Raw genomic sequence first — 12,392 nt, 5'->3', positions numbered from 1 at the left:
TCTCATTTTCCCCTTTCGGTTCTTGTAATTTTTCTATCTCTGATGATATTAGCACGTTTTTATGCTATTTTATGTATTTTTTTATAAAATAAGCAACAAGTCTGGTTTAAAAGTCAATTATAAAAAACCGATTATGGGGAGTAAGACTATTTTATCATTAAATACCCGGTTTTTATACATTCTCCAATAATGAAAAAATTTCCTTCCATAAAGGGATGGAAATTTTCATTTCTAATAAAAAAATCGACATTTTATCATCTTTAGGAGACTTTTAGATGGTATACTCTTTTCTAGGCATTGGTCATATCTATATGAATAAATGGTTAAATTTAGATATATAGATGTATAGTTTGCCGCAGAAAAATGATATAAAGTGTTAACAGGCTATTAAGGAAACACTTAAAATGCCGATTACTAGTTTCATACAGAAAAAAGGGGGATTCATCAGAGAATGAAGAAAACAGTAATTTTTATCTTAGCAATGCTTCTGGTCCTTTCGTCGCTGACACAGCTGCAAACAAGTGCGGCAGATGATTTAACAGGTTATGTATATGAGAAGGAAATGCGCGAATTGATCGAACTTGGCGTATTGAACGGTTATCCGGATGGTACCTACCAGCCGAAGCGCAAAGTGACACGAGCAGAATTTGCAAAAATGGTTGTAAAATCATTTGAACTGGAATCACAGGTGCAAAGCGCTGAATTTACGAGTGCTGCAGCAACTGAAATGACTTTCACGGATGTACCGATGGATAAATGGTACGCTGTTCCAATCCTGGACGCAGTAAAAGCCGGGATTGTAAACGGTTATCCGAATGATACATTCAAACCGGATGCACTGATCACCCGTGAACAGATGGCCAGTATGGTAGCCCGTGCTATGAAGGCCAAAGGGATTGTTACCGACTTGAAAGAAGTTCCGCAACTTGCTTTTGCAGATACGGCATTGATCCATAACGATCATAAAGAAGACGTCAGAATCCTGACGCATCTTGGAATCATCAAAGGTAATGAAAATAATACGTTTGCTCCGAAAGGGGAATCCGAACGTTGGATGGTGGCTTTGCTTATGCTAAGAGGCCGTGAAATCGTGTTTCCTCCAGTTCCGAAAGAATTTCAGGCTTCTTCCATAAAAGATGGAGCAACTGTTGTTGTGGAAGAGTTTGATACTTTTGCGGAAGCGCAAAAATATGTTGCTGGCAGCAGCACAGCCCAATTGGTTGAGCGCAGCAGCCAGATTTTGTACATGAAAGGTGAAGGCTTGGCAGTAGCCAACAAATTCACAGAAGTTTTCCCTACGGAAACCTTGAAAACAGACTGGAACACGAAGTACCGTCCGTACGTGACAGCGAACGCTGAAATGAAATACCTCGGCGCAACTGACAAGTACGTGAAAGTTGAATTGGCTGGTAAAGTAGGCTATGTGCCTGCAAATACAGTGAACTTGCTTCCAAAGCAATTGCTGACAGGCCAGTCTTATTATCAAATGACAACTAATGGCGAATTGATTCATTATATTTACAACCACAACACTAAAGCATATGCGACTGCCGGAGTCATCGGCGTTGCACCGGAAGCTTTCCAGGCCGGCGCGAAGTATTACAGCTGGGATGGGGCAAACTTCACTGATGCCACTGGCAAGAAAGTGACGGAATCCCATCAGTATTTCAACAAATTGCAACTTGCGACAAAAACGAATTATACAGCTGAAGAACTGGATCGTTACCTGAAAGAAGCCTTCCCTTATTACAACAGACAAGTGCACGGCAAAGTATGGACTGAAAGCCCGCTGGTGGGTACAGGCGAATTCTTCAAAGCCGTCGAAGCAGAATACAAAGTGAATGCTTTCTATCTATTGGCGCACGCTTTGCATGAAAGCCAATGGGGCACAAGCTTGATCGCACAGGATAAAAAGAATTTATTCGGATTGAACGCCGTTGATGGCGATGCTTATAACGGCGCTAAGATCTATGCGAGTTATAAAGATTCGATCATTCACGCTGCTCAGCATGTAAACGGCAGCTACCAGAAAGTGACGGGCACGAACTATAACGGTTCTTTCCTAGGAAACAAAGGGATGGGCATGAACGTCCGTTATGCATCCGATCATCTGTGGGGCGAGAAAATTGCAGGCCACATGTACCGAGCTGACAAATTCCTCGGAAAAAAAGATCTGTATGCTTATAATCTTGGAATCACGAATACTCCTGGATTGAACTTCCGTAATGCAGCAGGTGCAACAGGAGCTGATACAGTTCTTTATAAAACACCGCTGGCAGGGATTCCTGTTGTCATTCTTGGTGAGACAACCGTTTCAGGTGCTAAATGGTATAAAGTAGTTTCTGAGGATAAGGCCTATACTGAGGCATTCGCTTATGGCGCTGGTTCACTTGGCACTTATATCAAACTGTTACCACTCGCAAAATAACAACCGAATATGCAGGCAGGGTGCTGTTTAAGGGTCTTTTCTCCTTAACACAGCACCCTTTTTTTGTGTTATATTATGATGAGATATTTTGCCTCATTATAAGGAGAATACATATGACCCCACAATTCGTAAAAATATTGGACGTACCGTTTATTAACACGACGAGAGCTGCATTCATCCAGACTCTGCAAAATAGAATAGAAAAGAAAGAAAAGACGTTCGTTGTCACTGCCAATCCTGAAATCGTCATGGCCTCATTGAATGATCCGGTTTATAAAAAGACACTCGAAAAAGCCGATTTCATTACAGCGGACGGCATTGGCATAGTCAAAGCGGCCCAACTGGTCGGACAGCCATTGCCGGAACGTGTCAGCGGATTCGATATGATGTTGGATTTGCTGCAAGTGGCGAATGACAAGCATTACCGCATTTTCTTCCTGGGAGCGGCGGACCATGTGCTGCAGGAAACATTGGCGAAAGTGAAATCCGATTATCCGGGCATCCAGATTGCTGGAGCACAAAACGGCTTTTTCGACTGGAAAGATCCAGTGCTGCCGCAGATGATCAAAGACTCCAAGCCGGACCTTGTTTTCGTGGCGCTCGGTTTTCCGAGACAGGAAAACTGGATCGGCGGCCATATCGGCCAATTCAACCAAGGCGTTTTCATCGGCATCGGTGGGAGCTTTGATGTGTTCTCCGGAAATGTCAAACGGGCACCGGATGCCTGGGTGAAACTCAATCTGGAATGGTTCTACCGTTTGGTCAAACAGCCTTCGCGCTGGAGACGCATGCTGGTATTGCCGAAATTCGCCTTGACGGTCATCCAAAAGAAAGCCTTGAACAAACGATGAAGAATACATTACTCAAAAGCACCATCATCCTGTCGGCAGCTGCATTGCTGTCGAAGATTCTGGGCAGCCTCTTCCGCATCCCGCTGCAGAACATAGCGGGGGACGAGGTGCTCGGAATTTTTACTTTAGTCTACCCGGTCTATATGGTGGCTTTGATCCTGTCAGTTGCCGGCATCCCGATCGCCATTTCGAAATTGATCGCGGAATCGAGGGCGCGCGGTGATGAACAGGAAGTCAAAGATATCTTCATGACTTCCGGAATCCTTGCGGCCTTGTTCGGCATCGGCAGTTTTTTGCTGCTGTATCTGTTCTCTTACCAGATCGCCGAAATCCTGGGCGGAAGTTCTACACGCCCCGCATTGATCATCGTTTCCGCAACATTATTGATTGCGCCATATATGGCGGTGTATCGCGGTTATTTCCAAGGGCATGAAAGGATGACCCCGACTGCCGTTTCGCAGGTGATAGAACAATTCATACGGGTCGGCCTGATTCTTCTGGTGGCTGCCTATCTCGTCCAGAACCTATATTCGGACAGTGAAGTGGCAGGCGGAATCATGATCGGCTCCATCTTCGGGGCACTGGCTTCATTGATCTATCTCCGTGTTCTTTATTCGCGTTCGGAAGTGCGCGTCAAAAAATCGATTCCTTATAACTTCAGCCATTTTAAAAGGACCGCAAAACGCATCCTTTTCATATCCATACCGATTGCTTTCGGAGCCATCACCATGGCATTATTGAATCTTGTGGATTCCATCACGATTCCAGGTGCCTTGAAGGCTTATGAAAATACATCGGAAAACGTCAATTATCTGTATGGAATCTACGGCCGCGGCCTGGCGCTCGTGCAGATCGTCACGGTTTTCGCAAGCTCCGTCATACTGCCGCTGATTCCGAATATCTCGGCGAAACTGGCGCAAAACGACCGCCTCGGCACGCAGAAAGTCATCGAAAAGACCTTTTTCCTGACCTATCTGCTGTCAGTGCCGGCAGCAATCGGCCTGTTTGCGCTGACTTATCCGATCAACCTTGGCCTCTTTACGGACCTCGCGGGCAGCAGTGTGCTGGCCATCATTTCACTCAGCTCGCTGTTCACGTCATTGACGATCCTCAGCACGGGTGTTTTGCAGGGAATCGATAAAGCGCGTCTTGCCGCATGGGTCATTGTTGCGGGAGTAGGGGTGAAAGTGATACTTAATATCATTTTTGTTAATCTGCTCGGTCTCGACGGAGCGGCGATTTCGACAGCTCTTGTGTATTTGCTGCTGTTTGTGGCTAATCTGTACTTTATCCAAAAGCATGTGAAGTTCGTTTCCTTCAATAAAAGAACGATTGTCATCCTGTTCGCTTCGCTGGTGATGGGAGCGGTAATCGGGATTCCGACGCTGTTTATGGATTTCGAAGCGGCTTCACGAGGATTCGCACTGCTTTACCTGATTGCTGCAATCGCATTCGGCGCGGTAGTTTACGCCGTATTGCTGTTTGCCGGAAAAGCAGTCGACAAGGAATTATTGAGCGGATTGCCTTTGGTAAATAAAATCTTTAAATAATACAGTTATGTTAATTTTTCGCAAAGCGACGATTTACATGGGCATTTGCTTATATAATAGAAGGAAGTTAGTAAATATATTTAAGTTTAATCAATAAAACATTGTTTATAAATCGCTTCGGCGCTATGGGCAGTGCGAAGATTATGCTCCTGCGCACTGCTCGTCGCAAAGGAGGCGCCGCAAGTTCATGGCGCACCTTAGCTCCCGCAATAAGCCGAGAAGAGCACTCGTTTTATGCTCCATCGGCATTCGCCTGCTCCTGAACCGCGCCTTTGCTGAGAGAAATCTCTAAAGATATGGAGCAAAACAGCGAAGACTCCCAGAGGAACAGGGTAAAAACGTGCTCCTGCATCGCTGCGCTGCTTCGTCGCAAAGACTTAGCCTCGCATGCTTCGGCTAATGTCTTCGAAGCTGTTTTGCGGAATATCGAATATATAAAGTTAATTAATATTATTTATATTTACATCCCAACAGCATCGCCACTGGACGTAAGAATTCAAAGTAATTGTAAGGGTGTGTAGGCAAGTGCAGAAAGTGTTAATCGGAATAATCCTGGCCGCGATGATTTTAACGATTCCTTCTATATATAACCGTGTACAGGTGGAGGAATCGAACAAGACAGTCGAAACAATCGTGCCTTATAAATATATAATGGAATGGATGATCAAAGATCCGGAATTGGACCAGGAACGTATTTTGAGCCAATTGCAGGACTATGGCATCGATACGATCAGCATGGAGCCTGATACTTTACGCAGCCTTCAACAAAAAGGGGAACTTACAGTCATCAGTGTTCCCCGGATGAGTGAATTGCTGATATTCAATCAGATGGAACCATTAAGGCATCCTTTTGATAAACAAGGAGTTTTCATCCATTCTTATGGAGACTCTTCTTTTGATGATTTAACCAGGAATGTATTTGAAGAAACCAGACAAATTACTGTTGAAGGTGTCGACTACACATTTGTACCGGGGCCGCCAGATGATATTTTGGAGATTCCAGTCGGATATGATTTGAATGTCGTAGATGCCGTATTGGATTCCGGAATGGATCTGGTGCCAAGAATGGCTGATTCGAAAAACATCGAAGATACTGAGAGAATGGCTGAAGAATTGCTTGAGTTGAAACAGCCTGGAATTGAAAAAGTCCTGTTCTCAGGAACAGCGGCACCTTTCAGTACTGAACCGGAAAGACTGAAGGAATTCAGTACACGCCTCGCTGATGCAGGCTATTCGATATTCAATGTGGAGTTTGCAGACCTGAAAGGTTTTGAGACAGCTGCCTATACGATGGATATGGATGTTGTCCGTTTGCACAGCCAGTCACTGACTGCAGATAATGCTTTTGATATTGCCGATAAATTTACAAGAGGTGCAAAAGAGCGGAATATCCGTGCATTTTTCGTCAATGCAAATATTAGTGAATATGCAGATGCAGAACTTGCCTTTGAGGAATTGAATAAAGAAATTGAGAAGCAATTGCCGGCGTCATTCCAGCGCGGACAATCTAAATTATATGAGGAAATCGGTGTGCCTTTATGGCAGATTGCCGTGGGACTGATTGGTTCCATCGCATTTCTTGCCTGGGCTGCCCAAACTGTTTTCGGTAACCGCAAACTTACCTATGCTGCAATTGGCGGACTGACACTGTTGGCACTTGCTTATCTGGTTACAGACATGACGCTGATCCTTAAAGCATTTGCACTCGGTTTGGCTGTAACGACACCAGTTTTCGCCGTACTTTTGAAAAAAGATACAGAATCAAAATATTACCTTATTTCTTCTTATTTCAAGGCAGTGGGCATAACATTAATCGGCATATGGCTGATTGTCGTACTATTGAACGGAAATGCTTTTATTCTCGGAATAGATGCCTTCAAAGGTGTTAAATTGGTTTATTTCCTTCCAATCGCTTTTCTTGTGCTGTATGCGTTGTGGGGGAATATGGAGAAATTCATAAAAGCGAATGTCACTTTTGGCCATTTGATCGTCATCGGACTGGTAGGGGTTATTGTGGTATTCTATCTTGGCCGGACCGGCAATGAAGGCTCAGTACTTCCATATGAATTGCAATTCCGCATGTTCCTGGAAGAGGTTTTATATGTGCGCCCACGGACCAAAGAGTTTCTGATTGGCTTGCCGATTTTCTTGCTGGCATTGGAAATGGCTAAAAAGTACAAAACCATCAGCTATTATTTACTGATCCCAGCCGTCATCGGCTTCCTGTCGATGGTCAATACATTCACGCATTTCCATATTCCACTGTCCATTTCTTTATTGCGTACAGGATACAGCGTAGTTTTGGGCTTGTTAATCGGGCTGATTCTGGTATTCTTGTATAGATGGGCAAGTCAAAAAATTATCACAGAGCTGAACAGGAGGTGGCAGAGATGAGAATCGTTTTATCCGGATATTACGGCTTTGACAATGTAGGGGACGAAGCTATCCTTTTTGCCATCATCCAGTCATTGAAAGAGTATCATCCAGGAGTGAATCTCACAGTCCTGTCCAATAACCCTGAAAAAACAGCAGCTTCCTATAAGGTCGATGCAGTGAATAGATGGAATATCAATGAAGTCAGGAAAGCGTTGAAAGAATCGGATTGCCTGATCAGCGGAGGCGGCAGCCTGCTGCAGGATGAGACCGGCATGAAGAGCATCTCTTATTACTCGGGCGTCATGAAAATCGCCCAGTTTCTGAAGAAACCCGTGTTCATCTATGCGCAGGGGATGGGTCCTGTTAAGAGTAAGATCAACCGCCAAATCATGAAACATGTGCTGCAGCGTTCGGAAATGATCACGGTGCGCGATAAGCATTCGAAAAGCTTTCTTCAGTCGATCGGCGTTTCAAAACCGATCCAGTTGGTACCAGATCCGGTCATGGGCATTGATGCGACCGGCTTCTCAAGCGGTTTGACGACCGGTACTGATTCGAATAAACGCGTGATTTCCGTTTCCATACGCAACTGGACTGAAGATTTGTCCTATTTGAATAAGGTGGCGGCGGGGCTCGATCAGCTCGCTGACAATGGACATGAAATCTTGATGGTTCCGATGCACGGCAAGTATGATCATGACACATCCAAGAATGTCGCGGGCATGATGACGAATAAAGTTGAAATCTTCCCGTACGACAGTTCAATAGAAGAAAAAATGGCAGCAGTCAAAGAGTCGGATGTCCTGTTGGGCATGCGCCTGCATGCATTAATTTTCGCAAGCGTCGGCAATACGCCATTTGTGGCGTTGTCATACGATCCGAAGATTGATTCGTTCGCGGAAATTGTTGACCAGAAAGTGCTCGGCAATGTCAGCTCAGACGATTGGAGCGCGGATGACATCGTGTCTTCCATCGAAGAGATCCTTGCGAATTACCCGAAGGAAATCAAGAAACTTGAAGAAAGCGTCATCCCGCTGCAGCAAAAAGCGAATGACACGGCAAAACAAGTAATCGATTTTTTGCTGACAGGCGCTAAAGTTGAGAAACAGCGCGAATACATTGTAGCTTCACCGAAAACGAAAAACAGATAAACGAAAACCGGCAGACGATGCGTGCATCGTCTGCCGGTTTTTTAATATAGGTGGATTTAAGGGTTCAATTCGCTTTATTTCTGGTATTTATTTAATTTAGAGAAGTGTTAATTTCCAATTATTTGGATATACTGTCCGGAACAGCCAAAATACTGTCCGGAGAATGAAAATACTGTCCGCAGACGGAAAATACTATCCGCAGACGGAAAATACTGCCAGGAGGAAATTTATGGAAGAAATTTCTGTGCTGCTTATCAGCCGCTTAACACATTAATAACCTTTGTTATTGTTATACACCTTACCCGTCTTCACCTGACCGAATATTTTATTGCCCTTCCCGAAGACGATCCAGCTGTGCGGGACGAAGTCGAAGAAGAAGCGGACGATGAACCAGCTGCCGAAGAAGGTGATGACCATAGTGGCTAACTGCCACGCATGGAACAGCATGCCGTCGCCGCTTGGGAGCATCTGTCTGAGTATGAGCAGGAACAAGGGATGGATCAGGTAGAATCCGAAAGACACTGTTCCGATTTCCGTCAGGAAGTTTTTGATGCGCGGCATGTTCCAGAATCGCATCAGATGCACCAGGATGAACAGCGTTGCCGCAGCCGTGAACGCGTGCGTGCTCCAGGCGAATTCGTGCAGCTTGCTGTGGAAGCTGGCCTGGCTGGTCAGTGTCAGGTAATTGATGCTGACATATAAGGCGACCATTGACAGGTAAGCGGCAAATACCGCAGCAAGCCCCGGCCAGCTCTTACGCCAATTGAGTATCCAGGCAGTGATTTTTTCGTAATAGACGCCCAGGAATGCTCCGAAGAAATAAAACATGAAATACGACAGCGAGACTGATCCTTTATTGGCCACCTGGAAGATTTCCGAATTGGCGAAGACCCATGTCCACTGGATCACGATACCGATCGGGATGGCGAAGCGCCGGATGAATGCTGATTTTTGGAATAGATAAAGGATCAGCGGGAACATGAGATACAATTGCACGCTGACGAAGACAAAATACAGATGGAAATACGCATCACCCGTAAAGAAATCTTTCAGGAAATTCGGCAAAGCTTCGGCGGGCACAAAAGGGACGCCGACGGTCGTGTTCATATAACTCGCAATTCCGAAATAGAAAATTGAAAAGACAAGATAAGGGACCAGGATATAAAGCATGCGTTTTTTATAGAACTTCTTGAACAGATCCAGCGTCAGTTTGCGGGGGTAATACGTATAGAACAAGATGAAGCTGCTCAGGAAAATGAAGGTCGGCGTACCGAGCTTTCCTGCGTAATTGAAAAATGTATAAATGCTGAATGCCGGAGATGAATGTTCGGTAAAGCCGACTCCGGTTGAGGATGCATGGACGGCAAGCACGGCGAAAATGGCGATTGCGCGTGCAAATTGAATCTCATCCAAATGTTTTCTGTTGATGTTCAATGAAATTCACCTTACTTTCTTCTACTATCATATATACTAACTCGCCAAGAGTTAAACCCTCAGCCTGCAGAATTTACAAAACACGAACAATAACGCAGTTTACTTTACTGAAATAAGGAATTGCGAACCAGGAGTTCGTGGGTAGAAGGACTCTGATGGGACTTTGGTTTGTAAAAGCTTTGTTAATTTGTTAATTTTCCGAATAATATATTGTTGAAATATTCCATCCATGCTAAACTTAAAACGTATGATTGCGCTTTCACAAATGGGAACAAAAGATCACCCACAGCATAAGATTACATAATTTATTCCCATAAAATGAAAAAGCAGTCTAACCAATAAACCAAAGGATGGTGCCGAATGAAAGGTAATAAGATGTTTAAAGCCTCAATTGCCGCTGCAATGACAGTGAGTATGGTAGGCTTGCAAGCGCCGCTGGCTGCAGAAGCAGCTGAAGGGGATTTCAATTTAACGATCATGCACACGAATGACACGCATGCAAACTTGGAGAACGCTCCAAAACGTGCGACGCTCGTCAAACAGCTTCGTGCCGCAAACCCGAATAGCCTGTTGCTTGACGCTGGTGACGTTTTCTCTGGAAGCCTGTACTTCAACTTGTTTGAAGGTATGGCTGACTTGGAACTTATGAATTATATGGGTTACGATGCAATGACTTTCGGTAACCACGAGTTTGACCTTGGAAGCAGTGAATTTGGACATCAGTCATTGGCTGATTTCGTAACAAACGCTGAATTCCCGTTCGTATCATCAAACGTTGATTTTTCTGGCGATCCGTTGTTCACTGATTTACAAAAGAATGTTTACACAGCTGATTTCGGCAAGGGCGAAATCTACGATGGCATCATCAAAACAATCAACGGCGAAAAAGTTGGTATCTTTGGTTTGACGACTGAAGAAACAGCGCAAATCTCCAGCCCGGATGCAATTGAATTCACTAATTACCTTGCTGCTGCAGAAGAAGCGGTTGCTGCTTTTGAAGCGGAAGGCGTAAACAAAATTATTGCTTTGACACACATCGGCTATAACGATTCTGCACAATTCGACAACGACCGTTTGTTGGCTGAAGGCGTTGCTGGCATCGACGTAATCGTTGGCGGCCACACACATACAGCATTAACTGAAGGCCAAGTTATTGATAACAACGGCGAGCCGGTTGTCATCGTACAGACTGGCCAATACAACAGCAACCTTGGTCAACTTGACGTAACTTTCAACGCTGAAGGTGTCATCACATCAACTGTAGGTGAAACACACCCTGTAACATTGCACAAAGTTTCTGACGCGGCAGTTGACACTGAAGCGGCAGCATTGCTTGCACCTTTTAAAGCGGAAGTTGACGAAGTGAAAAACGAATCAGCTGGCGCTTACACTGAAGTATTCCTTAACGGTGGACGCAATGAAGGCGGAGTCCGTACTTCTGAAACAAACCTTGGGAACGTCATCACTGACGGTATGCTGAATGCAGCGAAACAAATCGATCCTGATACTGTAATCGCTTTGCAAAATGGCGGCGGTATCCGTTCTTCAATCGATGTGGGTGAAATCACGATCGGTGAAGTATTGACAGTTATGCCATTCGGTAACTCTTTGGCAATCATGGACTTGACTGGTGCAGAGCTTAAAACTGCACTTGAACACAGCGTAAAAGAATTCCCGAAAGAAAGCGGCGGGTTCCTTCACGTAGCTGGAATGGAATTCTCGTTTGATCCATCTCAGCCAGTAGGCAGCCGTGTAACTTCAGCAAACTTGATTTCTGAAGACGGTGTACGCACGAAGATCGAAAACACAACACGTTATAAAGTTGCGACAAACACATTCACTGCTGCTGGCGGTGACGGCTATAAAGTATTCGCTGACGTGTATGCTGACGGGCGTGTAAGTGAGCCTGGAACAATCGACTATGAAATGTTCATCGACTATATCTCTGAATTGGAAGTCATCTCACCGATGCTTGAAAACCGCATCAACCCGACAATTCCATTCAAAGATATCAACATGAAAGACTGGGAATACCCATACGTTAAAGATTTGTACTACCGCGGAATCATGAACGGAACTGAATTGGATACATTCTCTCCAGACCAGAACCTGACTCGCTGGCAGGCTGTTACAATCCTGACGCGTATTCCAGGATTGATCGACGAAGAAATGGTTATTGAAGATTCACCGTTCACTGATATCTCACACTTGCCGCAAGTTCGCCAGGATGAAATCCATGCAGCTTATGCAGCAGGATTGATCCAAGGTGCAAGTGCAACGAAATTCAACCCGAATGCTAACATCTCACGTAAGCATTTCGCATTGTTGATCAACCGTGTATTCGAAAACATCAATGGTGATTTCGAATATGATGAAAATGCTCCGTACAAAGACACAGCTAAATTGACTGCTGAAGAGCAGGAAGCTGTTACAATGCTTTACTACCACAGCATTGCAACTGGCTACAATGGCAACTTCATGCCAAGCAAAAACGCGACTCGCGCTGAAGCGGCTAAGATGTTCTCATTGTTCATGCCTTACACAGCTCAATAATCTAATCAAATCAAGTGAATAGCAGCCTCTTCGATAAGGAGAGGCTGCC

Annotated in this window: 7 protein-coding genes; 6 read left to right on the top strand and 1 reads right to left on the bottom strand. The window is 44.8% G+C overall.

Going from position 1 to position 12,392, the window contains the following annotated elements:
• The first annotated feature begins 451 nt into the window (after positions 1 to 451).
• From D2910_RS15545 to csaB, 5 genes are all read left to right on the top strand, one after another.
• The gene (locus D2910_RS15545; RefSeq protein ID WP_117314124.1) at positions 452 to 2,428 is read left to right on the top strand and encodes an S-layer homology domain-containing protein; all 1,977 of its coding nucleotides are present in this window, start codon (positions 452 to 454) and stop codon (positions 2,426 to 2,428) included.
• Between the two features lie 113 nt (positions 2,429 to 2,541).
• The gene (locus D2910_RS15540) at positions 2,542 to 3,279 is read left to right on the top strand and encodes a WecB/TagA/CpsF family glycosyltransferase (protein WP_117314123.1); all 738 of its coding nucleotides are present in this window, start codon (positions 2,542 to 2,544) and stop codon (positions 3,277 to 3,279) included.
• Positions 3,276 to 4,829 carry a putative polysaccharide biosynthesis protein gene (locus D2910_RS15535; protein ID WP_117314122.1) on the top strand — a complete coding sequence of 518 codons (1,554 nt, stop codon included), beginning with the start codon at positions 3,276 to 3,278 and terminating at the stop codon, positions 4,827 to 4,829. Before D2910_RS15540 ends, D2910_RS15535 begins: the two co-directional genes overlap by 4 nt.
• A gap of 525 nt (positions 4,830 to 5,354) precedes the next feature.
• A complete protein-coding gene (locus D2910_RS15530; RefSeq protein WP_117314121.1) occupies positions 5,355 to 7,223 on the top strand; it encodes a DUF5693 family protein in 1,869 nt (622 codons plus the stop codon).
• On the top strand, positions 7,220 to 8,356 hold the full coding sequence (gene csaB / locus D2910_RS15525) for a polysaccharide pyruvyl transferase CsaB (RefSeq protein ID WP_117314120.1): 1,137 nt from the start codon (positions 7,220 to 7,222) through the stop codon (positions 8,354 to 8,356). Before D2910_RS15530 ends, csaB begins: the two co-directional genes overlap by 4 nt.
• A 270-nt stretch (positions 8,357 to 8,626) precedes the next feature.
• Here the strand turns inward: csaB and D2910_RS15520 are convergent, their stop codons facing one another.
• Positions 8,627 to 9,790 carry an acyltransferase gene (locus D2910_RS15520; protein ID WP_117314119.1) on the bottom strand — a complete coding sequence of 388 codons (1,164 nt, stop codon included), beginning with the start codon at positions 9,788 to 9,790 and terminating at the stop codon, positions 8,627 to 8,629.
• Between the two features lie 360 nt (positions 9,791 to 10,150).
• Between D2910_RS15520 and D2910_RS15515 the strand changes: the two genes are divergently transcribed.
• Positions 10,151 to 12,343: a 5'-nucleotidase C-terminal domain-containing protein gene (locus D2910_RS15515; RefSeq protein ID WP_117314118.1), complete on the top strand. Its 2,193-nt coding sequence runs from the start codon at positions 10,151 to 10,153 to the stop codon at positions 12,341 to 12,343.
• Positions 12,344 to 12,392 lie beyond the last annotated feature (49 nt).

It is taken from the genome of Planomicrobium okeanokoites (assembly GCF_003428875.1).
GTDB classification, from domain to species: Bacteria; Bacillota; Bacilli; order Bacillales_A; family Planococcaceae; genus Planococcus; species Planococcus okeanokoites.
Note: the sequence above shows the minus strand (reverse complement) of the source record. Positions and strands in the feature narration are given on the sequence as shown.